The organism is Scandinavium goeteborgense (assembly GCF_003935895.2).
Taxonomy (GTDB): Bacteria; Pseudomonadota; Gammaproteobacteria; order Enterobacterales; family Enterobacteriaceae; genus Scandinavium; species Scandinavium goeteborgense.
In genome coordinates, this window is the sequence record NZ_CP054058.1 from 4,238,782 (window position 1) to 4,263,648 (window position 24,867).

General features: G+C 55.8%; 23 protein-coding genes. 6 read left to right on the forward strand and 17 right to left on the reverse strand.

Annotated features, from left to right (window positions below; translation table 11 throughout):
- Positions 1-7: 7 nt before the first annotated feature.
- The 4 genes from aphA to dnaB all read right to left on the reverse strand — a co-directional run bounded on the left by aphA (position 8) and on the right by dnaB (position 4,635).
- Positions 8-724, reverse strand: coding sequence for an acid phosphatase AphA (gene aphA / locus A8O29_RS21030; RefSeq protein ID WP_125354129.1), 717 nt, complete (start codon positions 722-724; stop codon positions 8-10).
- A gap of 68 nt (positions 725-792) precedes the next feature.
- Entirely contained in the window at positions 793-1,986 is a 1,194-nt protein-coding gene (gene tyrB, locus A8O29_RS21035; RefSeq protein WP_125354128.1) for an aromatic amino acid transaminase, read from the reverse strand.
- Between the two features lie 137 nt (positions 1,987-2,123).
- Positions 2,124-3,203, reverse strand: a complete 1,080-nt coding sequence (gene alr, locus A8O29_RS21040; protein ID WP_125354127.1) for an alanine racemase — start codon at positions 3,201-3,203, stop codon at positions 2,124-2,126.
- A 16-nt stretch (positions 3,204-3,219) separates the two neighbouring features.
- Positions 3,220-4,635, reverse strand: a complete 1,416-nt coding sequence (dnaB, locus tag A8O29_RS21045) for a replicative DNA helicase (RefSeq protein ID WP_125354125.1) — start codon at positions 4,633-4,635, stop codon at positions 3,220-3,222.
- 84 nt (positions 4,636-4,719) lie between these two features.
- On the opposite strand from dnaB, the gene A8O29_RS21050 reads away from it, so the two are divergent.
- Positions 4,720-5,703, forward strand: coding sequence for a quinone oxidoreductase (locus A8O29_RS21050; protein ID WP_125354123.1), 984 nt, complete (start codon positions 4,720-4,722; stop codon positions 5,701-5,703).
- 166 nt (positions 5,704-5,869) lie between these two features.
- Here the strand turns inward: A8O29_RS21050 and pspG are convergent, their stop codons facing one another.
- The 4 genes from pspG to A8O29_RS21070 all read right to left on the reverse strand — a co-directional run bounded on the left by pspG (position 5,870) and on the right by A8O29_RS21070 (position 9,310).
- Positions 5,870-6,112, reverse strand: coding sequence for an envelope stress response protein PspG (gene pspG / locus A8O29_RS21055; protein ID WP_125354122.1), 243 nt, complete (start codon positions 6,110-6,112; stop codon positions 5,870-5,872).
- Positions 6,113-6,253: 141 nt separating this feature from the next.
- Positions 6,254-7,252, reverse strand: a complete 999-nt coding sequence (gene dusA / locus A8O29_RS21060) for a tRNA dihydrouridine(20/20a) synthase DusA (protein ID WP_125354120.1) — start codon at positions 7,250-7,252, stop codon at positions 6,254-6,256.
- A gap of 82 nt (positions 7,253-7,334) precedes the next feature.
- Positions 7,335-8,645, reverse strand: a complete 1,311-nt coding sequence (locus A8O29_RS21065; protein ID WP_125354118.1) for a conjugal transfer protein TraF — start codon at positions 8,643-8,645, stop codon at positions 7,335-7,337.
- A gap of 176 nt (positions 8,646-8,821) precedes the next feature.
- Positions 8,822-9,310, reverse strand: coding sequence for a cupin domain-containing protein (locus tag A8O29_RS21070; protein ID WP_125354116.1), 489 nt, complete (start codon positions 9,308-9,310; stop codon positions 8,822-8,824).
- 113 nt (positions 9,311-9,423) lie between these two features.
- Between A8O29_RS21070 and zur the strand changes: the two genes are divergently transcribed.
- Entirely contained in the window at positions 9,424-9,945 is a 522-nt protein-coding gene (gene zur / locus A8O29_RS21075; protein ID WP_125354114.1) for a zinc uptake transcriptional repressor Zur, read from the forward strand.
- A 76-nt stretch (positions 9,946-10,021) separates the two neighbouring features.
- On the opposite strand, the gene A8O29_RS21080 is transcribed toward zur, so the two are convergent.
- The 4 genes from A8O29_RS21080 to A8O29_RS21095 form a co-directional block, all read right to left on the reverse strand.
- Positions 10,022-10,231 (reverse strand): CsbD family protein, encoded by a 210-nt coding sequence (locus tag A8O29_RS21080; protein WP_125354113.1) that lies wholly within the window; start codon positions 10,229-10,231, stop codon positions 10,022-10,024.
- A gap of 149 nt (positions 10,232-10,380) precedes the next feature.
- The gene (gene dinF / locus A8O29_RS21085; RefSeq protein ID WP_125354111.1) at positions 10,381-11,700 is read right to left on the reverse strand and encodes an MATE family efflux transporter DinF; all 1,320 of its coding nucleotides are present in this window, start codon (positions 11,698-11,700) and stop codon (positions 10,381-10,383) included.
- A 95-nt stretch (positions 11,701-11,795) separates the two neighbouring features.
- Complete coding sequence (lexA, locus tag A8O29_RS21090; RefSeq protein ID WP_125354109.1) at positions 11,796-12,404, reverse strand: transcriptional repressor LexA; 609 nt, start codon at positions 12,402-12,404, stop codon at positions 11,796-11,798.
- Positions 12,405-12,513: 109 nt separating this feature from the next.
- Entirely contained in the window at positions 12,514-12,882 is a 369-nt protein-coding gene (locus A8O29_RS21095) for a diacylglycerol kinase (RefSeq protein WP_110511048.1), read from the reverse strand.
- 129 nt (positions 12,883-13,011) lie between these two features.
- On the opposite strand from A8O29_RS21095, the gene plsB reads away from it, so the two are divergent.
- Positions 13,012-15,432, forward strand: coding sequence for a glycerol-3-phosphate 1-O-acyltransferase PlsB (gene plsB, locus A8O29_RS21100; protein WP_125354108.1), 2,421 nt, complete (start codon positions 13,012-13,014; stop codon positions 15,430-15,432).
- Between the two features lie 107 nt (positions 15,433-15,539).
- Here the strand turns inward: plsB and ubiA are convergent, their stop codons facing one another.
- The 5 genes from ubiA to malK all read right to left on the reverse strand — a co-directional run bounded on the left by ubiA (position 15,540) and on the right by malK (position 20,703).
- Positions 15,540-16,409, reverse strand: a complete 870-nt coding sequence (ubiA, locus tag A8O29_RS21105) for a 4-hydroxybenzoate octaprenyltransferase (protein WP_125354106.1) — start codon at positions 16,407-16,409, stop codon at positions 15,540-15,542.
- Between the two features lie 13 nt (positions 16,410-16,422).
- On the reverse strand, positions 16,423-16,920 hold the full coding sequence (ubiC, locus tag A8O29_RS21110) for a chorismate lyase (protein WP_125354104.1): 498 nt from the start codon (positions 16,918-16,920) through the stop codon (positions 16,423-16,425).
- 188 nt (positions 16,921-17,108) lie between these two features.
- Positions 17,109-18,086, reverse strand: a complete 978-nt coding sequence (gene malM, locus A8O29_RS21115) for a maltose operon protein MalM (RefSeq protein ID WP_125354103.1) — start codon at positions 18,084-18,086, stop codon at positions 17,109-17,111.
- 117 nt (positions 18,087-18,203) lie between these two features.
- Positions 18,204-19,550, reverse strand: coding sequence for a maltoporin (locus A8O29_RS21120; RefSeq protein WP_125354101.1), 1,347 nt, complete (start codon positions 19,548-19,550; stop codon positions 18,204-18,206).
- A gap of 43 nt (positions 19,551-19,593) precedes the next feature.
- Positions 19,594-20,703: a maltose/maltodextrin ABC transporter ATP-binding protein MalK gene (malK, locus tag A8O29_RS21125; protein WP_125354100.1), complete on the reverse strand. Its 1,110-nt coding sequence runs from the start codon at positions 20,701-20,703 to the stop codon at positions 19,594-19,596.
- A 371-nt stretch (positions 20,704-21,074) separates the two neighbouring features.
- Between malK and malE the strand changes: the two genes are divergently transcribed.
- From malE to malG, 3 genes are all read left to right on the forward strand, one after another.
- Positions 21,075-22,265, forward strand: a complete 1,191-nt coding sequence (gene malE, locus A8O29_RS21130) for a maltose/maltodextrin ABC transporter substrate-binding protein MalE (RefSeq protein WP_125354098.1) — start codon at positions 21,075-21,077, stop codon at positions 22,263-22,265.
- Positions 22,266-22,399: 134 nt separating this feature from the next.
- Positions 22,400-23,944, forward strand: coding sequence for a maltose ABC transporter permease MalF (malF, locus tag A8O29_RS21135; RefSeq protein ID WP_125354581.1), 1,545 nt, complete (start codon positions 22,400-22,402; stop codon positions 23,942-23,944).
- Between the two features lie 14 nt (positions 23,945-23,958).
- Positions 23,959-24,849, forward strand: a complete 891-nt coding sequence (malG, locus tag A8O29_RS21140) for a maltose ABC transporter permease MalG (protein WP_125354580.1) — start codon at positions 23,959-23,961, stop codon at positions 24,847-24,849.
- The last annotated feature ends 18 nt before the right edge of the window (positions 24,850-24,867 follow it).

Below are 24,867 nucleotides of genomic sequence, written 5' to 3' on the forward strand. Positions count from 1 at the left end.
TTTGCGGTCAGTATTCGGAATTGACGATAACTTCTTCCCCGTACGCCCCGGCGTTTGGCAACGGTTTGTAGGTGGAGTTTGACGCGCGTAATACGCGGATGCCGCGCGCACCAACGTCATGGGCGGCGGTGATGTCATTGTCGGAGTCACCGTAGAAGACTTTGATATTCTTCTCTTTCAGCCACTGAACCTTGGTGTTTTGCCCGGCTTTGTCCCCGGCAAAAATAACCGGGTTCATGTTGGCGGCCGGGATCAGGAAATCGTCCTGCAGCGTTTTGCTGACGGTTTCGGTTTTGGTCTGGCTGCGGCCGGTGACGAAATAAATGCTGTCACCGCGTTTGACGTGCAGAGCAATCAACGCGCGCGCCACTTCTTTCGGGATGCTGAAATCATCCCAGCCGTTGTTCATCTTTTCCCAGAATTCCGGGTTCTTCAGGTAGTCTTCACTGTCAGGGGAAAAGGTCTTTTTACCGCGCCAGAAGCCTGGGCTTGAAAACAGCACGGTATCATCAATATCAAATCCGACGGACATCGGGGCCCGGCCCAACAGACTGTTTTCAATCTGCGCCACGGAAACCCAATGGATCGGCGCCTGTTCGGCGAGTTTCGCGACATTTGTGCCAATATACAGTGGAGATGGCGACGACGCATGAGCGTCAACAACGGTGCTGTTTATCGTAAACAACAAGCAAATAGCGCTGAGCGCCACTGAAACCTTGCGCATATTAATCCCTTAAACATCCTATTGTTAATCACTCTCTCCCCGAAGGGAGAGAGAAAGTAAGTAAGCACTTACATTACAGCAGAGAACGCCCGCGCCACGCGTTGAACATTGCGAGAGTTCAGGCCAGCCACGCACATACGGCCGCTGGCAATCAGGTACACGCCAAACTCTTCGCGCAGACGATCAACCTGAGCGGCACTTAACCCTGTATAGCTGAACATGCCGCGCTGTTGCAGCAGGTAGTCAAAGTTGCCGTTCGGCATCTCCTGCTTCAGCACGTTGACCAGCGCCTGACGCATCTCCAGGATGCGGGTGCGCATGGCTTCCACTTCCGCCAGCCACGAGGCTTTGAGCTCAGCGCTGTTCAGCACCGCCGACACCACCTGCGCACCGAAATTCGGTGGGCTGGAGTAGTTGCGGCGAACGGTCGCTTTTAGCTGACCCAGCACGCGACCTGCGGTCTCGCTGTCTTCACAGACCACGGACAGGCCGCCCACGCGCTCACCGTACAGCGAGAAAATCTTGGAAAATGAGTTGCTGACCAGCATCGGCAGACCCGCGCTCGCGATGGTGCGGATGGCGTACGCATCGTCTTCCATGCCTGCGCCAAAGCCCTGATAGGCGATGTCGAGGAACGGGATCAGGTTACGCGCTTTCAGCACTTCCGTGACCGCATCCCACTGGGCATGGGTGAGATCAGCCCCGGTTGGGTTGTGGCAGCACGGATGCAGCAGCACGATGTCTTTTTCAGGCAGCGTATTCAGCTTTTCCAACAGCGCCTCGAAACGCACACCGTTGGTCTGATTATCAAACCAAGGGTAAGTACTTACTTCGAAGCCAGCCCCTTCAAATATGGCGATGTGGTTTTCCCAGGTCGGGTCACTGACCCACACGTTTGAACCCGGGAAGTAGTATTTCAGGAAATCGGCACCGACTTTCAGCGCACCCGAACCGCCTAACGTCTGGATAGTCGCCACGCGTTTTTGTTGCAGAACCGGATGGTCAGCCCCAAACAGCAGCGGCGCAATCCCGTTGCGGTAAGTGTTTAACCCTTCCATCGGCAAATACACCGACGCTCCGTGCGGCTGCGCATTCAACTGCGCTTCCGCTTCGGCAACAGCCTGTAATTGCGGGATAATCCCATCTTCGTTGTAATAAAGGCCGATGCTGAGATTCACTTTGTCACTACGGGGATCTTCTTTGAATTTTTCCATCAGCGAAAGGATGGGATCGCCAGCGTAGGCGTCAACGTTCTGAAACACGCGATGTTTCTCCAGATGTCATACAGGGCAGGGATTAACACAATAAACCGGATGCGAGGGAAGATCGAGGGGATGTTAAGGGAAAGCAAACGGAGGCGTTCACCCTCTCCGCAGCGAAGAGGGTGAAATCAGGTATTTCAGTCGATGTATTTCATCGCAACCCTTGACGTCAGGCGCGTGATAAGTTCGTAAGCACTCACCTTTGTCATTTCAGCAATGCGCTCAACCGGCAGCCCTTCGCCCCACAAAATAACCGGGTCGCCAGCTTTATCGGTGGATACCGGGCCTAAATCGACGCAAATCATGTCCATCGCCACGCGACCGACAATCTTAACTTCCCGACCGTTCACCAGCACCGGCGTTCCGGACGGTGCGGCACGCGGATAGCCATCCCCGTAGCCCATGGCAACCACCCCGAGACGGGTGTCGCGTTCGCTGGACCAGGTGCCGCCGTAGCCCACTGGTTCACCCGCTTTGTGCTCGCGCACGGCAATCAGGTTAGACGTCAGCGACATCACCGGTTTGAAGCCAAATTCGTCGGCCCAGGGTTTGTTCTCGAGTGGCGATACGCCGTACAGGATGATCCCCGGGCGCACCCAGTCAAAATGCGACTGTGGCCACAGCAGAATCCCACCGGACGCGGCAATGGAACGCTGCCCCGGCTTGCCTTCGGTGAAAGTCAGAAATATATCGAGCTGTTGTTCGGTCGCACCGCATTCTGGCTCGTCGGCGCGAGCAAAATGGCTGACCACGTTCACCGGCTGACGCACGTTTTTGCACTGGCTCAGGCGCTGATAAAACGCATTCGCTTCTTCCGGGCGCACGCCTAAGCGGTGCATACCGGTATCCAGCTTCATCCAGACGGTAACCGGCTCTGGCAAATCAGCCTGCTCCAGCGCTTCCAGCTGTTCGGGGTTGTGCACCACGGTGTGGAAAGCCTGAGCGGAAATCAGCGGCAGATCGCTTCCATTGAAAAAACCTTCCAGCAGCAGAACCGGCTGGGAAATGCCGCCCTCGCGCAGGTGCAGGGCCTCTTCCAGGCGGGCGACGCCAAAGGCATCGGCGTCGGGGAGCGTTCGCGCGGTCTCCAGGAGACCGTGTCCGTAAGCGTTCGCTTTCACGACCGCAACGAGCTTACTGGCGGGAGCCAGTTCGCGCAGGCGTTGCAGATTGTGTCGCAGAGCGCGGCGGTTAATAACAACAGTTGCCGCTTGCATGTGAATTCCTTAGATATCACTCATCATCATATTGTGGCCCGGCGTAATTATCAAAGCGCGACCATTGCCCGTTGAACGTCAGGCGTACGGTGCCGATCGGGCCGTTACGCTGTTTACCCAGAATGATTTCGGCGATGCCTTTCAGGTCGCTGTTCTCGTGATAAACCTCATCCCGGTAGATGAACATGATTAAGTCGGCATCCTGCTCGATGGAGCCGGATTCACGCAGGTCGGAGTTGACCGGGCGCTTATCGGCGCGCTGCTCCAGGGAACGGTTAAGCTGCGACAGCGCCACTACCGGCACCTGAAGCTCTTTCGCTAATGCCTTGAGCGAGCGAGAAATTTCGGCAATTTCCAGGGTACGGTTGTCCGACAACGACGGGACGCGCATCAGCTGCAGGTAGTCGATCATGATCAGGCCAATGCCGCCATGTTCGCGGGCGATACGACGCGCGCGGGAGCGCACTTCCGTCGGCGTCAGGCCGGAGGAATCATCAATGTAGATATTACGTTTTTCGAGCAAAATGCCCATGGTGCCTGAAATGCGCGCCCAGTCTTCATCATCCAGCTGACCAGTACGAATACGGGTCTGGTCGACACGCGAGAGCGACGCCAGGCAACGCATCATAATTTGTTCGGAGGGCATTTCGAGACTGAAGATAAGCACCGGCTTATCCTGCAACATCGCCGCGTTTTCGACGAGGTTCATCGCAAACGTCGTTTTACCCATCGACGGACGTGCCGCGACGATAATCAAATCCGACGGCTGCAAACCGGCGGTCTTTTTATTCAGATCGTCATAACCGGTGTTCACGCCCGTTACGCCGTCGTGCGGCTGCTGGAAAAGCTGCTCGATACGCGCCACGGTGGCGTCGAGCACCTCGGCGATATTTTTCGGGCCTTCGTCTTTATTGGCGCGGCTTTCGGCGATTTTGAATACCCGGCTTTCGGCCAAATCCAGCAGGTCTTCACTGGTGCGGCCCTGGGGATCAAAACCGGCTTCGGCGATTTCATTCGCCACCGAGATCATGTCACGCACAACCGCACGTTCGCGCACGATGTCCGCGTAAGCGCTGATGTTCGCCGCACTTGGGGTGTTTTTCGACAATTCCGCCAGATAAGCGAACCCGCCGCAGGTATCCAGTTGCCCTTCCCGCTCAAGCGATTCCGCGAGCGTAATCAGGTCAATCGGGCTGCCTTTTTCCTGCAAACGCGCCATTTCGGTAAAAATATGGCGATGCGGACGGGTATAAAAATCTTCTGCTACGACGCGTTCGGCGACGTCATCCCAGCGCTGGTTATCCAGCATTAAACCGCCCAACACCGACTGTTCCGCTTCAATCGAGTGCGGGGGTACTTTCAGCCCGGAGACCATTGGATCGCGGTCACGTGGCTCAGTCTGTTGTTTGTTGAAGGGTTTATTTCCTGCCATAGTGAATGGAGTTACCGGGTTGAAGAGTGGGTCGTAAGATTATCATATCTGATGCCCCTACTAAACGATATGTACGGAGGAAGCATGGCAACGCGAATAGAATTTCATCAGCACGGTGGGCCTGACGTACTCAACGCCGCGGAATTTACCCCAACGGATCCGAAAGAGAACGAGATCCAGGTGGAGAACAAGGCCATCGGCATTAACTATATCGATACTTACATCCGCAGCGGGCTGTATCCGCCGCCCTCTTTGCCGAGTGGTCTGGGAACGGAAGCCGCAGGCGTGGTCAGCAAAGTCGGCAGCGGCGTGAAGCACATTAAAGCGGGCGACCGCGTGGTCTACGCGCAGTCATCGCTTGGGGCTTACAGCTCAGTCCATAACGTGCCTGCCGATAAAGCCGCGATTCTGCCCGCCGCAATTTCCTATGAACAAGCCGCCGCCTCATTCCTCAAAGGGCTGACGGTGTTTTACCTCCTGCGCAAAACCTACGAAATTAAGCCGAACGAACCGTTCCTGTTCCACGCCGCTGCCGGTGGCGTGGGGCTGATTGCCTGCCAGTGGGCAAAAGCATTGGGGGCTCAGCTGATTGGTACCGTGGGCTCGGCGCAAAAAGCGCAGCGCGCGTTACAGGCCGGGGCCTGGCAGGTAATTAACTACCGGGAAGAAAACCTGGTGGAACGCGTGAAAGAGATGACGAACGGCAAAAAGCTGCGCGTGGTGTATGACTCGGTGGGGAAAGACACCTGGGAAGCGTCGCTGGATTGCCTGCAGCGTCGCGGCCTGATGGTCAGCTTTGGTAATTCCTCCGGCGCGGTCACCGGCGTGAATCTCGGTATTCTGAATCAGAAAGGCTCTCTGTTTGCCACCCGCCCTTCCCTTCAGGGTTACATCACCACCCGCGAAGAACTGGAAGAAGCCAGCAATGAGCTGTTTTCGCTGATCGCCAGCGGCGTGATTAAAGTGGACGTGGCCGATAGCCAGAAATTCGCGTTGCACGATGCGCAGAAAGCGCATGAAACGCTGGAAAGCCGGGCAACACAAGGCTCGAGTTTGCTGCTGCCGTAATTCAGGTAGAGCAGAAATTAGTAGGGCTTCCTTTCGGAAGCCCTTTTTTTATCGTTCGCTGTATGTAGGGTACAGCGCGATGAATTCATTATCGCGCTAAGAATGACAGATTTATGACGCAATGCCTACGCTGCCATTCTCAGGTTGTGACGCACACCGCAAACCCTTAATAGCGCCAGCGATCGTCACGTCGATAGGCCGGGACTTTCGGCGTTTTGACCGCCCGGATAATCCACACCACGGCGACGGCAAGCAGCAGCCACGGCAGCAGTTTGATCATCAGGGCAAACAGGCCACCGACGAACATCAGCGCGGTCGCAACCACTATCGCTGCCAGAATGCCCAGTACGGAAACTCCGGTAACCAGCAGCATGACAAAGAATCCGATGAAAAATAACAGTTCCAGCATGGCGTTTCCCCTTAAAAATAATAACCCACTGCCTTTACCATTACAAAAATCATGCCAAAACGTATTTACCTGATTTTAAACAAAAACGCCCCGCAGAAGCCTGCGAGGCGTGGTCAATCAGACTAACTTTTAGCGTATTTCTTAACGCTTATTCGCCACCAGTTGTAGCGCCTGTTCAAGCACGTCGATATTCGCACCCGCTTTGTGGGCGTTTTCACTGAGGTAACGACGCCACTGGCGTGCACCTGGAATGCCCTGGAACAAACCGAGCATGTGACGCGTCACGTGGCCGAGATAGGTGCCATTGCTTAGCTCACGTTCGATGTAAGGATACATGGCGCGAACCACATCAACCGGATCTGGATCGACGCCTTCAACGCCAAAAATTTCACGGTCGACCGATGCCAGAATGCCCGGATTCTGATACGCCTCTCGGCCCACCATCACGCCGTCCATATGCTGCAAATGTTCGTTGGATTCAGCCAGCGATTTAATGCCGCCGTTAATCGACATCGTCAGGTGCGGGAAGTCACGCTTGAGCTGATACACACGCGGGTAATCCAGCGGCGGAATTTCACGGTTTTCTTTCGGGCTGAGGCCAGAAAGCCAGGCTTTACGCGCGTGGATAATAAACATCTCGCACTCGCCGTTACCGGACACGGTGTTGATAAAGTCGCAGAGAAATTCGTAGCTGTCCTGGTCATCAATGCCGATGCGAGTTTTGACCGTCACCGGAATCGATACCACATCACGCATCGCTTTAACGCTGTCGGCAACCAGCTGGGCGTTGCCCATCAGGCAGGCGCCAAACATGCCGTTTTGTACGCGGTCGGACGGACAGCCGACGTTGAGGTTAATTTCGTCGTAGCCGCGTTCTTCCGCAAGCTTGGCACAATGCGCCAGTGCAGCCGGGTCGCTGCCGCCCAGCTGCAGGGCCAGCGGATGTTCTTCTTCGCTGTACGCCAGGTAATCGCCTTTGCCATGAATAATCGCCCCGGTGGTCACCATTTCGGTGTACAGCAGCGTGTGGCGGGACAACAGGCGCAGGAAGTAACGACAATGCCTGTCCGTCCAGTCGAGCATCGGTGCGATGGAGAAACGGTGCGCAGGATAAGCGGAGGATTGTGTTTCTGGCAGCATGGCGAAGTATTGAGCATCCGGTGGAAAATGGGGCGCTACTATAGCACAAAGAAAAAGCGGAGGCGCATGGCCTCCGCGATTGTCAGAATGTCAGACCCAACTGCACCCCCGCACCCCAGGTTTGATCCTCGCCGTACAGACCCATCAGGTCGACATGCACCGTGTTCAGCGGGGCGAAGCCCACACCGGCGGTGAAGACATTGCTGTCGTTGCCTTTGACGTCCGCCCGGTAACCCGCTCGCACCGCCAGCCAGCTCAGCGGCGTCACTTCCGCCCCGACGCCGACGTATTGCGAATCGTCTTCGGTTTTGAAGCCTTTGGTTTCCGTCAGGTCGCCGTCGGCGGTCAGCGTCAACAAATCGGTATGCCATGCCACGCCCGCAGTCACCAACGGTCGGATTTGGTATGTGTCTTTGTAGTTGGTGGTTACGCCGGTGGCGTTGTTTTTGATGCGCACGTCTTTGGTGTCGATATCGCGTGACATCAGGTTCTGCCCGCTCAGGCCGACGGTCCAGTTTTCACCAAAGTCCGCCGCAATACCGGCATCGACGTTAAAGCCGGTGTCGTCGTTGCGGTACTTGCTGTCCTTCCAGTCGTCGCTGTGATAATTGTCGATAGAGGTGGTGTAGTTATAAACCCAGGTTTGTTGCAGCTTCGGCGTTACGCCAAACGACACCGGCACGCCGCCGATATCAAACTTACGCGCAATGGCGATGCCGTAGTCGGACACAATCGCTGCTTTCCCCGACGCGGTGGAGTTCAGGTTATTGGTTATCTGATCGCTACCGTTCAGCACCGCATTCGCTGCCTCGGTGGCAGCAAACGCGTCAGAGTTTTGAATGTTGCGCAGGTAGTCGATATCGCTCTGATCGATGTTCGAACTGACCCGAGCATGGGCGTAGGCTTTGGTCACGAATGCCAGCGAGACCGCCGAGGTCGGCACGCTCACGGCGATCCCCGCGCCAGCATTGGCTCGCGCCGTTTTGCCACGCAGATCGTTCAGCTGCCCGGCCAGATCTCCCGCCGCACTCTGGAACTGATTTAATGTGCCGCCCGGATCCAGCAGGATCCCTTCCGGCGTCAGGTTATCCAGGACATTTTTGTAGTGGTCGATCTCATCGCTGATATCATCAATTTGATCACGAAGATTGTCTTTGTCGGTAATCTGCCCTCCGACAGATGGAATAACGACAGAGACATCATCATCCGGTTGTGACTTCGCCAGCAGCGCGGGGTTGATCAGCACCGCACTCCCATAGTTGGCCGACGCCACGCCGGTTCCCCCCATCGCATCATTTCTTGCCTCTGACCACGTATTGGCCGCTCCCGCCTGATTTGCCATAAACAGGGAGACAGCCGCAGACACCACAGAATATTTGATATTTTTTTTCACGGTATACTCGTTATTTGCAGATGAACGTTAATCCCCTTTCAGTTATCCGCTGAAAAGGGTCGATCTATTGCTGTGAATAACGATATAAAAAGCAGCCAATTAGGGTGATTTGAGTTAAGGGGCGCTGTGTTAACGTTGTAATATGTGACGCCCCTCAATATTTATAGAAGAGATTGTTATTTTCGTGAAGGTTTCCCGTCATGCGGGCCAAAAAATTGTGGCGGATGGTCCACCCATCGGTCCTGGCGGGTCGCGGCGTATTCCGGATTCAACGGATAATATATCCTGTTTTGCTTTTTATTCGCTTCACCGACGACCAGTAGCTCCACCTCTTCCTCAGTATTATTGATGAAGGTGTGGCAGACCCCTGTTCCTGACGGAAAGCCTACGCTGTCGCCGGGTTCCAGCTGCCACAGGTAGCCGTTGATCCACGCCTGAGGGCGGCCTTCAATCACGTAGATAAACTCTTCTTCGTCGCTTTCAGCGTGGGGATAAGAGGTGCGTCGGCCAGGCGGCAAGCGTTCGTGATGAATGCCAAGACGCATCAGGCCCAGTTTGCGAGCCAGCGGCGCGCCAACGGAAATCAGCTCTTTGCTATCGGGATAACCGGCGTTATCAGGCTCTTCCAGCTCGCGCCAGTGTCGAATACAGTCTGGTCTTTTCATGATGTTCCCTCGGGTAGTGATGCGTCAGGTATAGCATACCCGGCAGGTTATCGGCGTTTCGGCCATAACATGATAAAGTAGACGTTTACTTTACACCCGATTTCGAGGCGCCTATGGACCCGATCACTCCACAAGACATGCTCGTGCAGGCCGAAAAGCTTTGCACACAACGTGGCGTTCGTCTGACACCGCAACGCCTCGAAGTATTACGCCTGATGACGCTGCAACAGGGCGCAATCAGTGCGTACGATCTGCTGGACCTGCTGAAAGTCAGCGAGCCGCAGGCGAAACCGCCTACCGTATACCGCGCGCTGGAGTTTTTACTCGAGCAGGGGTTTGTACATAAGGTGGAATCGACCAATAGCTACGTGCTGTGCCATCTGTTTGATAAACCGTCGCATACGTCGGCGATGTTTATCTGCGATCGCTGTGGCGTGGTGAAGGAAGAAGCGGCTGACGGGGTGGAAGACATTATGCATACGCTGGCGGCCCGCATGGGGTTTGCGCTGCGTCATAATGTGATTGAGGCACATGGGCTGTGCTCAGGGTGTGTCGAAGTGGAAGCTTGCCGCACGCAGGACTGCTGCGGTCATGATCATACGATTCAAATCAAACGTAAGCCTGGTCAGAAGTAAGCCCAGAAAAAAGAGAGGGCGGCCTTAAGCCGCCCTGAGGGTTGTACTTCCTTGTACGCACGGGTAGTGCATTTGTTTACCAGCGGTAATCGTTGCGGGTTTCCCAGTCTTTGACCTCGTCCTCGGCCTGATCTTTCGCGTATCCGTAACGCTCCTGGATTTTCCCAACCAGCTGGTCACGCTTACCTTCGATAACCGTGAAGTCATCATCGGTGAGCTTACCCCATTTCTCTTTCACTTTACCTTTCAGCTGTTTCCAGTTGCCGCCGACTTCGTCTTTATTCATGATCTATTCCTCATCAGTTCGGTGGTGCAGAGTGAAGATACGTCGTCCGTTAACACCGTTTTCTGCTGGACGTGATAAAGAGTATAGGTAAGCATTTCGCCATCCGGGGATTATTCAGAATCTTTAACCATCGGGTGAAAATTAAGCCATTACGAAAACCACGTTCCCTGCTGCCAGTGACGCCGCCAAATCCACGCCAGAGACAGGCCGCGCAGCGCCAGGAACACCGCCAGTGCCAGCCACAATCCGTGGTTGCCCAACACCGGCACCGTCAGCAGCGTGAGGGCAAAACCGGCAGCGGCCACCGCCATGCTGTTCCGCATTTCCGCCCCACGCGTTGCACCGATAAACATCCCGTCGAGCAGATAACACCACACGCCGATCACCGGTAACACCACCTGCCAGATGACGTAGTGGTCGGCCAGCTCGCGCAATTGGGTTATCGAGGTCAGCATCGCGACGATGTGCTCCCCCGCCACCGAATAAATCAGCGCAAAGGCCAGGGCAACAATACCGGACTGGCGGCAGGCCGCTTTCCAGACGTCCAGCAACTGGCTGTCATCCCGCGCGCCGTAAGCCTGCCCGGAATGCGCTTCCACCGCATAGGCGAAGCCATCCAGCGCGTAGGCGGTGAAGGTGAGCATCGTCATCAACACTGCGTTCACCGCGACGATATCGCTGCCCAGACGCGCGCCAAATACCGTGAGCGCACCAAAACAGAGTTGCAGGAGCAGCGAGCGCAACATGATGTCGCGGTTCAACGCCAGCAGGCGGCGGATGTTGCCTCGCCAGGCGTCTTTGAGCATATCCAGCGATATACCGCGCAGGTGCAGAACGCGCCGCACCATCAGCAAGCCGATGAAAAAGGTCGCATATTCGGAACATGCCGTCGCCAGCGCCGCGCCCTGCACGTTCATGTGCAGGCCCATCACCAGCCATAAATCGAGCACGATATTTAAGACGTTGCCGACCACCAGCAAAATCACCGGAGCACGCGCGTACTGCACGCCGAGCAGCCAGCCAAGCAGTACCAGGTTTGCCAGGGACGCAGGTGCGCTTAACCAACGGATTTCAAGGAAACGCCGCGCCTGTTCCAGCACAGCATCGCTGCCGCCGACAATGTGCAGCGCCAGGTCAATCAGCGGGGTACGGAGCACCACTATTACCAGGCCCGCCCCCAGCGCCAGTAGCAGAGGCTGTACCAGCGCGCGAGCCAGACGCACAGGGTCTTTAGCGCCATAGGCTTGTGCGGTGAGGCCGGTGGTGCTCATGCGCAGGAATAACAGCAACATGAACAGGAAACTGGTCGCCATGGAGCCGATCGCCACGCCGCCAAGATAAACAGGACTGTCGAGATGACCGATGACCGCCGTATCCACCAGCCCCAACAGCGGCACTGTGATATTGGAGAAAATCATCGGCAGCGCGAGACGCCACAATGCCTTGTCTGCAGTGGTGAAGAGCGACATGAGAAAACCTGTGAATGTGAATGGGGTAAAAAAGATAACAAAATGGCGCCAGAACGGCGCCACTGAAAATACTTAATTCCGGCCTGACGAGACGGTTACAGCCACTCGCCGTTGCGAATAACGCCAACCGCCAGCCCTTCGATGGAGAAGTTCTGCTGACGCAGATCGACCACAATCGGAGAGAACTCGCTGTTTTCAGGCAGTAACTCAACGGTGCTGCCCTGTTTTTTCAGGCGCTTAACCGTCACTTCATCGTCGATACGGGCGACAACAACCTGACCGTTATGCACATCCTGCGTTTTGTGAACCGCGAGCAAATCGCCGTCGAGAATACCGATATCACGCATCGACATTCCGCTGACGCGCAGCAGGAAATCGGCACTCGGCTTGAACATCGCCGGATCGACCTGGTAATGGCCTTCGATATGCTGCTGTGCAAGCAGGGGTTCACCCGCCGCCACTCGCCCGATCAGCGGGATACCGGTCTCTTCTTCTACCAGAAGACGAATGCCGCGAGAGGCACCGGAAACAATCTCGAGAACGCCTTTACGTGCCAGCGCTTTCAAGTGCTCTTCAGCCGCGTTCGGGGAACGGAACCCCAAGCGCTGCGCGATTTCCGCACGCGTTGGCGGCATGCCCGTCTGGCTGATGTGATCCCGGATAAGATCGAACACCTCTTGCTGCCTGGTCGTTAACGCTTTCATTCCGCCCCCTGGGTGTATATACAGTTATGCTGTGAGTATATACAGCTAATGGCGAATTTGGAACCGCAAAACGCACAAAAAACCAGACGTTTGCGTAATTATGCGGACGTTATCGATAATGCGACCACAACAGCGTGACCCAAGTGAGTGTGGCGATAGCAATCGCCAGAAACACGGCGGCGGACCCCATATCTTTTGCACGGCCCGACAGTTCGTGGCGTTCCGTCCCGATGCGGTCAACCACCGCTTCAATCGCACTGTTGATAATTTCCACTATCATCACCAGAAGCACTGAACCAATCAGTAACACTCGGGTAATGGCATCCACATCTAACCAACAGGCGAGAATGATGGCGATAACGGCGGCAACACCTTCCTGGCGAAAAGCGGCTTCGTTTTGCCATGCGGCGCGAAAACCTTTCCAGGAGTAGCCTGCTGCTTTGAAGATTCGGGTTAACCCGGTGGTATCATTAGCCATCAAAAGAACCTTTTACATTATTTAGCGTCAATGTCACTGCGCGCCGGACGCGGTAGAACAGATATTCTGTGCACTTTCTGTTATCCTTGCGGCGCATTTGCATGATTAACCAGAGGCTTTACATCGTTTATGTCTGGCTGGCCACGAATTTACTACAAATTACTGAATTTACCATTAAGCGTGCTGGTAAAAAGCAAGTCTATCCCGGCAAATCCTGCTGAGGAACTGGGACTCGATACCTCACGCCCTATTATGTACGTTCTGCCGTATAACTCGAAGGCAGATCTGCTGACTTTACGCGCCCAATGTCTGGCGCATGGTCTTCCAGACCCGCTGGAGCCGCTCGTGATCGACGGCACCGAGCTGCCGCGTTATGTGTTCATTCACGGCGGCCCGCGTGCGTTTACGTATTACACGCCGAAAGAAGAGTCTATCAAGCTGTTCCACAATTATCTGGATTTGCATCGCAGCAATCCAGAACTTGATGTGCAGATGGTGCCGGTGTCCGTGATGTTTGGGCGCTCTCCGGGCCGCGAAAAAGGCGAAGTCAACCCGCCGCTGCGCATGATGAATGGCTTCCAGAAGTTCTTTGCCGTGACCTGGCTTGGTCGCGATAGCTTCGTGCGTTTCTCGCCGTCCGTTTCGCTGCGCCGCATGGCCACCGAGCACGGCACCGACAAAATTATCGCACAGAAGCTGGCCCGTGTGGCACGAACGCACTTTGCCCGTCAGCGTCTGGCGGCCGTAGGCCCACGCCTACCTGCACGTCAGGACTTGTTTAACAAGCTGCTGGCGTCCAAAGCGATTGCCCGCGCGGTAGAAGACGAAGCGCGCAGCAAGAAAATTTCCCATGAGAAAGCGCAGCAAAACGCCGTCGCCCTGATGGAAGAGATTGCCGCCAACTTCTCTTACGAAATGATTCGCCTCACCGACCGCGTGCTGGGCTTCACCTGGAACCGTTTGTACCAGGGGATCAACGTGAATAACGCCGAGCGCGTGCGCCAACTGGCTCACGATGGCCATGAAATTGTGTATGTGCCCTGCCACCGCAGCCACATGGACTACATGCTGCTGTCTTACGTGCTCTATCACCAGGGGCTGGTGCCGCCGCATATCGCCGCGGGCATCAACCTGAACTTCTGGCCAGCCGGCCCGATTTTCCGTCGTCTGGGCGCGTTCTTTATCCGTCGTACCTTCAAGGGCAACAAGCTCTATTCCACTGTGTTCCGTGAATACCTCGGCGAGCTGTTCAGCCGTGGTTACTCCGTAGAATACTTCGTGGAAGGCGGTCGTTCCCGTACCGGTCGTCTGCTGGACCCGAAAACCGGCACCCTGTCGATGACTATTCAGGCAATGCTGCGCGGCGGCACCCGACCTATCACCCTCGTACCAATCTACATCGGCTATGAGCACGTGATGGAAGTGGGGACTTACGCAAAAGAACTGCGTGGTGCGACTAAAGAGAAAGAGAGCCTGCCGCAGATGCTGCGTGGGTTAAGCAAGCTGCGCAATCTCGGCCAGGGTTACGTCAACTTTGGTGAACCGTTGCCGCTGATGACCTACCTGAACCAGCACGTGCCGGAATGGCGTGAATCAATCGATCCGATTGAATCCATTCGCCCGGCATGGCTGACGCCAACAGTGAATAACATCGCCGATGATCTGATGGTGCGTATTAACAACGCGGGCGCGGCTAACGCCATGAACCTGTGTGTGACTGCGCTGCTGGCGTCGCGCCAACGTTCTCTGACTCGCGAGCAGCTGACCGAACAGCTGGATTGCTATCTGCAGCTGATGCGCAATGTGCCGTACGCAGCAGATGCTACGGTGCCGTCGGTCACTGCCAGCGCGCTGATTGACCACGCGTTGCAGATGAACAAGTTCGAAGTCGAGAAAGACACCATCGGCGATATCATCATTCTGCCGCGCGAGCAGGCAGTGCTGATGACGTACTATCGCAACAACATCACCCACATGCTGATGATTCCGTCCCTGCTGGCGGCTATCGTGACGCAGCACCGGACTATCTCCCGCATTGAGATGGTCCGTCATGTGGAGTTGTTGTACCCGATGCTGAAAGCCGAGCTGTTCCTGCGTTGGGAAAAAGAAGAGCTGGCGGGCGTTATCGACGAGCTGCTGGCAGAAATGCAGCGTCAGGGTCTGGTGACGGTTGATAACGACGACGTTCGTATTAATCCGTCCCACTCCCGCACTCTGCAGCTGTTGGCCGCCGGGGCGCGTGAAACGCTGCAACGTTATGCGATAACCTTCTGGCTGCTGAGCGCTAATCCGTCTATCAACCGCAGTACGCTTGAAAAAGAGAGCCGTACCGTGGCTCAGCGTCTGTCGGTGCTGCACGGCATTAACGCCCCGGAGTTCTTCGACAAAGCGGTGTTCAGTACTTTGGTGCTGACCCTGCGTGACGAAGGCTACATCAGCGACAGTGGCGATGCAGAACCGGCTGAGACGCTGAAAATCTATCAGCTGTTGGCCGCACTGCTGGCACCGGATGTTCGCCTGACTATCGAGAGCGCCAGTCAGGACGCTTGATGTCAGCGCATAAAAAAAGCCGGAGCAATATGAGTTGCTCCGGCTTTTTTGTTTTTGTTACCGGGTGATCATGCCCGGCGGCGCTTCGCTTGCACGGGCCTACAGGGCTAAACCATATAACTCATCGCCAGACCGATAAACAGCACCAGTCCCACGTAGTTATTGTTTAAAAATGCCTTGAAGCAGGCATCACGGTCACGATCTTTAATCAGTTTTTGCTGGTAAACAAACAGCCCACCGGCGACAAACAACGACCAGTAGAACTCCCAGTTTAAACCGCTCATCCAGCCCACGGCAGCCATCAGGGCCAGCACGGCCACCTGCAAAATGCCGATGATCAATTTGTCCTGTTTACCGAACAGAATAGCCGTCGATTTCACACCAATCTTCAGGTCGTCGTCTCTGTCGACCATCGCGTACTGGGTGTCGTACGCCACGGCCCAGCAAATGTTGGCGAGGAACATCAGCCAGCAGCTCAGCGGCAGCGATTCGCTCACGGCGGCATACGCCATTGGAATCGACCAGCCAAACGCCGCGCCCAACACCACCTGCGGCAGATGGGTGTAGCGCTTCATAAACGGATACACCCACGCCAGCGCCAGCCCTGCCACCGACAGCAGAATGGTCATCTTATTGAGCGTCAGGACCAGCAGGAACGACAGCACCACCAGCACGACAAACAGGGTGCGCGCCCCTTTTTCGCTCACGTCACCGCTGGGTAACGGGCGATGCGCGGTACGTTTAACATGCCCATCGATTTTGCGGTCTGCGTAATCATTGACCACGCAACCGGCGGCGCGCATCAGCCAGACACCCGCCACAAACACCGCGAGGATCCACAGCGGCGGCACGCCCGGCATCGCTACCCACAGCGCCCATAACGTCGGCCAAAGCAGCAGCAGCGAGCCGATTGGCTTATCAATTCTCATCAGACGGCTATAAGCCTGCAGCTTATTCTGCGTCAGACTCCTCTCCATAATTCACTTCCTCTCAGTACAGCGGTGATGCAGGCAGAAACAGCTCGGTTAACAGCAGCGGCTTTCCGCTCAGCCGGAGACGGGAACGACGCCCCCACAGCTCTGCATCTTGACCAATTTCAATAAAATCACGGGTTAAAGTGGATGACGTAAACAGATAGCGCCCCAGCGGCGTATTGCCCAGCTGTTGCAGCTGTAACTCGGGCCCGCTAAGGGTAGATTCAGGTACCACCGTGCGCCCTGCAAGCCAGGGTTCACCGTCGGCACACAGCAAAATTTCACGCAGCCAGTAGCGCGCTTCAACAGGCAGCAATGCCTGCTCAGCAACAATCTCATCCTGACCGACAAAACCTTCGCGGATAAGCGTCACAGTGACGCGCTTGCCCTGCTGTTCGAAGCGTTTGGTCATGGAATCTTCCAGCAGCAACCAGTCCAGCTGTGCCGCATCGAGTTCCGGAAGGGTGGTGTAATAGCGTAGCGCACACAGTTGCGCCAGCGCAGGGTGTGACATACCAGGTTCTCCGATACATAACTTATCGGCATTGTATCGTAGAAAAGGGTTCGCGGGAGGAAGAAACGTCAATATCCGATCGACCGCGCAACAGCCATGCAACGACCGCTGTTGCGCCAGAAAAAACGGTGCGCCCAAAAGGACGCACCGAATGGCCTGGGCCAAACATCAGCAATGTGGGGAGACGGTCACCCCTTGCCTTTTACACTACTGATAAAGGTGGAACGGGCAGAAGTCGAACCGAGGCGCTCGGCTTCGTTTAACAGTTTCAGGGCTTTGTCGATGTTGCCCTCGTTAACTGCCTGTTTAATCGCGCTATTGAAATAGCTTTCGGTGTCATTCAGAACCGGCTCGCTTTTCGCAGCAGGTGCCGTAGAGGCCGCTGAAGCCGCAACCGGCGCCGCAACAACCGCCGCCGTTGCCGGTGCCGCAGCAGGGGCTGCGTATACCGGTGCCGCCGTGTTACCCACGGTGACAGGGCCTGGGCCGGACGAGCCAAACAATGGGCCGACCAGCACGCTTGAAGCGGACGACGTTTTCACTTTCAGCTTGAGAGTGCCTTCAGAGACGTGACGCGCAATCGGGTCCGGAATATCCGGCACCGCGTTGCCCGTCCCTTTGGCGTAAGCTTTCGCCGGGTCAATCAGGGTGGTGGTCTGCTGCAAATCTTGCGGCGTGGTGAACACCAGCACATAAATTTTCTGCTGACCTAACGCAGGCGTCAGGCGCATGACACCTTCCAGGCGGTCGGCGCTCATCACGCCCGGTTCCTGGTAGGTAAAGTAGCTGCTTGGGAAGAACGCGGATGGCGTCATGTTCTGATCGAGGATCAGCACGTTCGGCGCATAAACGCGGGTTTGTTTGTTCACTTCGCTGGTGAGCGTGATATTCAGTTCACCAATGTTCGCCGGGACGCTGTATGCAGCCACCGGGCCGGTAATGCCAGGCACATTCAGCGGCTGACCGCCTCCGGCAAGATCGGTACTTTGGGTTTTGGATTGATCAACAGGCGTCCAGACCAACTGCTGTAAGGCAGAAGCCGGGATAGCCGGGGCAGCAGCGGTATTCTGCGGCACGAAATTCACGTCAGCGAAACTGACTGCCGGTACGCTTGCCATCAGGCCAGCTGAGAGGCACAGCGCGATGAGACTTTTTTTCATTTTCATTTTAATGACCTCAAAAACAGGGCTCAGCGGTAGCCAGGCAATAGCGCGCTGAGTCTAAATCAGAGGGGCTTTCGCCCCTCTTTGTGTGGCATAACAGTGGGTTAACTTAACTGCGAATTACCACCAGATTTCCATCTGGGCACCGAAGCTCCACTCGTCGTTGTCGCCGCGGCCAAGGCCACCGGTCTGCATGCCGAAGTTGGAGTTGTAGTTGGCGCTGTTGGTGTTCGGGTTACCGGAAGTATCGTAGCCCCATTTCTCATCCCACTTGGCGTAGGTTGCGAACACGCGGATAGCCGGACGGGACCAGATGCTGTCGCCAGCCTGCCATTGTTGCGCGAGGGTAATTTTGTACTGGTTGTTGGTGTCGCCGGTATTCTGGGATTTGACGTTGTCGTAGCCCACTTCCAGCAAGGTACTCATGATAGGCGTCCATTTGTACATTGGACGCACGCCGACGGTGTACCATTTGGTCCCGTTGCCGTTATCCCAGTCGATGTCCTGGTACATACCGACGTACATCAGGTCCCAGCTGTCGCCCAGGGAGATTGCGCCGTGGTCAATAACGCGCAGCAGGTGGCCGTCGTTGTTGATGCCATAAGCGTACAGAGCCCCGTCTTCACTGTTACCGATACCAACACCGCCGCCCTGAGACTGGCCTTTACCTTGTGAGGTCATGGAGTCAGTCGCGTACTGCAGCACGAACTTGTTAAAGCCTTTCAGCATGCTCTGGGTGTGTTCAGCGGTGAACATCCAGCCATCTTTAGAGGCATTTGGCTGCAGGTAGTAATCGTCATTCACGTTGGTGTGACCGTAGTCCACACCAAACTCCAGGGTACCGCCTGGGTTGATTTCCATCTGGCCCAAACGTACGTCAAACACGTCGTTTGCGGTTGAAGAGGTGTAGTCACGCAGGTTGTTGCTGGAGAACGCAGAAGAACCGCCAGCTTCCGTTGAACGGGTGGCTGCGAAGGAGAGTTTACCGATGCCAACGTCCACGTTTTCCAGACCCGCGCCCGGACCGGAGATATCCCAGTAGTAGAAGTCGATCATGTGAACGTCATGACGCTGATAGAAGCGCTTACCGGCCCAGATGGTGGCACCTGGCAGTGCGTCGATCAGGTTTTTACCCTGCACGTTAGCTTCACGGAACGCCGGGTCAGTGGCTTCCCAGTCGTTCTGCTGTGCTACGGAGTAAGCCACGTTAGTGTCGAAGTAGAAGCTCTTATCGCCTTCTTTCCACACTTCCTGGCCAAATTTCAGCTCGGCGTACGTTTCACATTCGTTACCGAGACGATATTTACTTTGTGCACCAGTTGCCTGGAAACACTGCTGTGCGCCGCCGCTACCGGTCCAGCCGATACCCGAACGGGCATAACCTTTAAAATCTACGGCGCCCGCGTGTGCAGACAAAATGCCTGCTGTCACCGCGATTGCCACTGGAAGTTTGCGCAGAGTAATCATCGTTCTATCTCCTGAGACCATTGCTTTTCTTTTGTTATGGGATTTAAACGCCCGGTTCTTTGTGCAGCCGACGACATGCAGTGCCATCCTCACGGAACAGATGGCAACGCTCTGGCGGCAGACCGATAGCGAATGAGGCTCCCTCTTCTACCAACACCACGTCATTCTGGCGGTACACCAGGTTTTGACGGATGGCGGGGATCTGGATATGAATTTGCGTTTCGTGACCCAGTTGCTCGACGACCTGTACGTCCCCTTCGAGGGTGACATCGGCGATGTCACTCGGTAGAAGATGCTCAGGACGAATACCTAACGACATATTGGCGCCGACCTGCACGCCCGTGCTTTCAACCGGCAGCCAGATTTGCTGACGGTTTGGCAGTTCAACCTGCACCTGCTCAATGGCAGTGGCAGTGACTTTCACCGGCAGGAAGTTCATCTTCGGCGAGCCAATAAAGCCCGCGACAAAGCGATCGGCCGGGTAGTGATAGAGTTCCAGCGGCTTGCCAATCTGCGCCACGCGACCGGCATCCAGCACCACGATTTTGTCGGCGAGGGTCATCGCTTCGACCTGATCGTGGGTGACGTAAATCATCGTGCGGCCCAGGCGTTTATGCAGACGGGAAATCTCAATACGCATCTGCACGCGCAGCGCGGCGTCGAGGTTCGACAGCGGTTCATCGAGCAGGAACACGCGCGGCTCGGCCACCAGCGTACGGCCAATCGCCACACGCTGACGCTGACCACCGGAAAGCGCTTTCGGTTTACGTTCCAGAAGGTGAGCCAGTTGCAGCACTTCGGCCACCTGAGTCACGCGCTGGTTAATGACGTCTTTTTTCGCCCCGGCTAACTTGAGGCCGAAAGACATGTTTTCTGCAACAGAGAGATGGGGGTATAACGCGTAGGACTGGAACACCATGCCGATGCCGCGTTCCGCAGGCGGCGTCTCGTTCATGCGCTTTTCACCAATCAGCAGTTCCCCGCTGGTGATGGTTTCCAGACCGGCGATCATTCGCAGCAGCGTAGATTTGCCGCAGCCCGATGGCCCGACAAACACCACAAACTCCCCCTCATGGATGTCGAGATTGATGTCTTTCGACACCACCACGTCACCCCAGGCTTTCGTTACGTTTCGCAGCTGTACGCTCGCCATCCCCTTCTCCCTTCGTTACAACTCGTCACTAAAAGAAATATTCATCTGCGGCTGACTATGCGTGACCAATAACTTTCGTGAATCCTCCACCCCCTGTGTTTTTCATGGGGGAGGAGGCGGGAGGATGAGAAAGGCCAGTCTGAGCCCGCTCGTGGCGTGGCCTGGCTAAAAGCGTGATGAACACGGCAAAAATCGGCGTCGTATTGTGTGCGCCAGAACCCATAACTTAAAACTATGCAACAGAGATCACATAAACGAGGGGTGGGGCGTAGGGTCGGGGAGGATGGAAAGAGGTTGCTAAGAAAGGAAACTCAGCGTTGTAAAAGCCACCAGGCGTATCCACGAGTACATCACCAAATAGGACGGGATATATGAAAATCAAAACTGGCGCACGCATCCTTGCGCTGTCTGCACTGACCACGATGATGTTTTCCGCCTCTGCCTTCGCCAAAATCGAAGAAGGTAAGCTGGTTATCTGGATCAACGGCGATAAAGGCTATAACGGCCTTGCTGAAGTCGGTAAGAAATTCGAGAAAGACACCGGCATCAAAGTGACCATTGAGCACCCGGATAAACTGGAAGAGAAATACCCGCAGGTTGCCGCCACTGGCGATGGCCCGGACATCATCTTCTGGGCGCATGACCGTTTTGGTGGCTACGCACAGTCTGGCCTGCTGGCTGAAGTCACCCCAGATAAAGCGTTCCAGGACAAGCTGTACCCGTTCACCTGGGATGCCGTGCGTTACAACGGCAAGCTGATTGCCTACCCAATCGCGGTAGAAGCGCTGTCGCTTATCTATAACAAAGACCTGGTGCCTAACCCGCCGAAGACCTGGGAAGAGATCCCGGCGCTGGATAAAGAACTGAAAGCGAAGGGTAAATCCGCGCTGATGTTCAACCTGCAAGAGCCGTACTTCACCTGGCCGCTGATTGCCGCCGATGGCGGTTACGCGTTCAAGTTTGAAAACGGCAAATATGACGTGAAAGACGTGGGCGTTGATAGCCCAGGCGCGAAAGCCGGTTTGAGCTTCCTGGTTGATCTGATCAAGAACAAACACATGAACGCCGACACCGATTACTCCATCGCAGAAGCAGCCTTCAACAAGGGCGAAACCGCGATGACCATCAACGGTCCGTGGGCGTGGTCGAACATCGACAAGAGCAAAATCAACTACGGCGTCACCATGCTGCCGACCTTCAAAGGCAAAGCCTCTAAACCGTTCGTGGGCGTGCTGAGCGCGGGCATCAACGCCGCCAGCCCGAACAAAGAGCTGGCGAAAGAGTTCCTCGAAAACTACCTGCTAACCAACGACGGTCTGGCGGAAGTGAACAAGGATAAACCGCTGGGTGCCGTTGCCCTGAAATCTTACCAGGAACAGCTGGAGAAAGATCCGCGCATCGCCGCCACCATGGCCAACGCCCAGAAAGGCGAAATCATGCCTAACATCCCGCAGATGGCCGCCTTCTGGTACGCCACCCGCACCGCTGTCATCAACGCCGCCAGCGGTCGTCAGACCGTAGACGCTGCGCTGAAAGATGCTCAGGGACGTATTACCAAGTAATGTCGTAATGCCGTAATTCCCTCTCCCTTTGGGAGAGGGTTAGGGAGAGGGCTGTTCAAGTCCGGACGCCCTCACCCCGGCCCTCTCCCCCAGGAGAGGGAGAAAAGATGAAACGCTGTAGAGGAATAGACCCCATGGATGCCGTTAAAAAGAGTCACTGGTGGCAAAGCGAGACGCTGAAGTGGTCCGTTGTCGGACTGCTGGGCCTGCTGGTCGGCTACCTTATTGTTTTAATGTACGCCCAGGGGGAGTACCTGTTCGCCATCATGACGCTGATTTTAAGCTCTGCTGGCCTGTATATTTTCGCCAATCGTAAAGCCTACGCGTGGCGCTATGTTTATCCTGGCATGGCCGGCATGGGGCTGTTCGTCCTGTTCCCGCTGATCTGCACCATCGCCATCGCCTTCACCAACTACAGCAGCACCAACCAGCTGACCCAAGAGCGCGCGCAGCAGGTGCTGATGGACCGTTCGTATCAGGCGGGTAAAACCTATAACTTCGGGTTATACCCGGCGGGTGATGCGTGGAAGCTGGCGCTGACCGACGGTGACAGCGGTAAAAATTATGTCTCCGACGCTTTCAAATTTGGCGGCGAGCAAAAAATCACCCTGAAAGAAGCCGATGCTCTACCGGAAGGCGAGCGTGGCAACCTGCGCGTCATCACCCAAAATCGTCAGGCGCTGAACCAGCTGACCGCGATTTTGCCGGATGACAGCAAAGTCATCATGAGTTCCCTGCGCCAGTTCTCTGGCACGCGCCCGCTGTATACCGAGGGTGAAAAAGGCGACCTGACCAATAACCAGAGCGGCGTGAAATATCGCCCGAATAACCAGGTTGGTTTTTATCAGGCGGTTAACGCCGATGGTCACTGGGGCGATGAAAAGCTGAGCCCGGGATACACCGTCAGCATTGGCTGGGATAACTTCACCCGCGTCTTCACCGACGAAGGCATTCAGAAACCGTTCTTCGCCATCTTCGTCTGGACCGTGATTTTCTCCGTGCTGACCGTGCTGCTGACCGTGGCCGTGGGCATGGTGCTGGCCTGCGTGGTGCAGTGGGAATCGCTGAAAGGGAAAGCCATTTACCGCGTACTGCTGATTCTGCCGTACGCCGTGCCGTCGTTTATCTCGATTCTGATCTTCAAAGGGCTGTTCAACCAGAGCTTTGGTGAAATCAACATGATGCTGGGCGCGCTGTTTGGCATCAAACCGGCGTGGTTTAGCGACCCGACCACCGCGCGTTCGATGATCATCATCGTCAACACCTGGCTCGGCTATCCGTACATGATGATCCTGTGCATGGGGCTGCTGAAGGCGATTCCGGACGATCTGTATGAAGCCTCGGCGATGGACGGCGCAGGTCCGTTCCAGAACTTCTTTAAGATTACGCTGCCGCTGCTGATCAAGCCGCTGACGCCGCTGATGATCGCCAGCTTCGCGTTTAACTTTAACAACTTCGTGCTGATTCAACTGTTGACCAACGGTGGCCCGGACCGTCTCGGCACCACCACTCCGGCGGGCTATACCGACCTGTTGGTGAGCTACACCTACCGTATCGCCTTTGAAGGCGGCGGTGGTCAGGACTTCGGCCTGGCGGCGGCGATTGCCACGCTGATCTTCCTGTTGGTAGGCGCACTGGCGATTATCAACCTCAAAGCCACGCGCATGAAATTCGATTAAGGGAGTTATCGACAATGGCTATGGTTCAACCCACATCTCAGAAACTGCGCCTCTTGGCCACGCACTTAGGGCTGCTGATTTTCATCGCCGCAATCATGTTCCCGCTGCTGATGGTTATCGCCATTTCGCTGCGTGAAGGTAACTTCGCCACCGGCAGCCTGATCCCGGAGCAAATTTCCTGGGAGCATTGGAAGCTGGCACTGGGCTTTAGCGTCGAGCACGCCGATGGCCGCGTCACGCCGCCGCCGTTCCCGGTGCTGCTGTGGCTGTGGAACTCGATCAAAATTGCGGGCATCACCGCGGTAGGTATCGTGGTGCTCTCCACCACCTGCGCTTATGCTTTCGCCCGCATGAAGTTCCCGGGCAAAGCGACGCTGCTGAAAAGTATGCTGATTTTCCAGATGTTCCCGGCGGTGCTGTCCCTGGTCGCGCTGTATGCCTTGTTTGACCGTCTCGGCCAGTACATTCCTTTCATCGGCCTGAATACGCACGGTGGCGTGATCTTCGCCTATATGGGCGGCATCGCGCTGCACGTCTGGACTATCAAAGGCTACTTCGAAACCATTGACGGTTCGCTGGAAGAAGCCGCCGCGCTGGACGGTGCCACGCCGTGGCAGGCGTTCCGCCTGGTGCTGCTGCCGCTGTCGGTGCCGATTCTGGCGGTAGTCTTTATTCTGTCGTTCATCGCCGCTATCACCGAAGTGCCAGTCGCTTCCTTGCTGCTGCGCGACGTGAACAGTTACACCCTTGCCGTCGGCATGCAGCAATACCTCAACCCACAAAACTACCTGTGGGGCGACTTTGCCGCGGCGGCCGTGCTGTCAGCCATCCCGATCACGCTGGTGTTCCTGCTGGCTCAACGCTGGTTGGTTAACGGCCTGACGGCGGGCGGAGTGAAAGGTTAAGTTTCATTGTTATTGCCT